The sequence below is a fragment of the Streptomyces murinus genome (assembly GCF_002154555.1).
GTDB classification, from domain to species: domain Bacteria; phylum Actinomycetota; class Actinomycetes; order Streptomycetales; family Streptomycetaceae; genus Streptomyces; species Streptomyces murinus.
Genome location: NZ_MUNF01000973.1, coordinates 1 through 535, shown reverse-complemented (window position 1 = coordinate 535; position 535 = coordinate 1). Strand labels below are relative to the sequence as shown.

Below are 535 nucleotides of genomic sequence, written 5' to 3'. Positions count from 1 at the left end.
TGAACGCCCTGTGGCAGGGCGGCGCCAAGGGCATCAAGGTCATGGACCAGCGGCTGATCTCCACCAGCGCGGTCCGCTGCGTCGGCAACACGCTGATCCTCCAGGGCCGCGTCTACTCACCGCCGTACAAGATCACGGCGATCGGGGACCCCGGGCGGCTCCAGCAGTCGCTCGCGGACAGCAAGGCGATCCAGACCTACATGGTGTACGTCAACGTCTACGGCCTCGGCTGGAAAGTCACCGACGACGGCACGGTGACTCTTCCGGGTTACTCCGGCACAGTGGACCTGCACTACGCGAAGCCCGTGCAGTAGCCGCCCGCCCAGGAGCCGCCGTGCGCCTGATCGTGAGGACCCTCAGCGAGCTGTGCATCACCGTGGGCACCCTGATCGTGCTCTTCGTCGCCTACGTCCTCTTCTGGACCGGCGTACGGGCCGACGGCGCCATGAACGACCAGATCGACCAGCTGCACAAGCAGTGGTCCACGGGCAGCGTGCCGGCCGCGACGACCACCACGGCCCCGGCGGACCCCGCC

The 535-nt window shown here is 68.0% G+C and carries 1 protein-coding gene and 1 pseudogene; both read left to right on the top strand.

All coding sequences use genetic code 11. The annotated features are described in order from the left end of the window. Nucleotides 1–314: DUF881 domain-containing protein (locus CCN72_RS37025; protein WP_143664347.1), on the top strand; the 314-nt coding region annotated here is incomplete at its 5' end. 20 nt (nucleotides 315–334) lie between these two features. After that, nucleotides 335–535 (top strand): annotated as a pseudogene (locus tag CCN72_RS37020) (class E sortase); the annotation flags it as partial.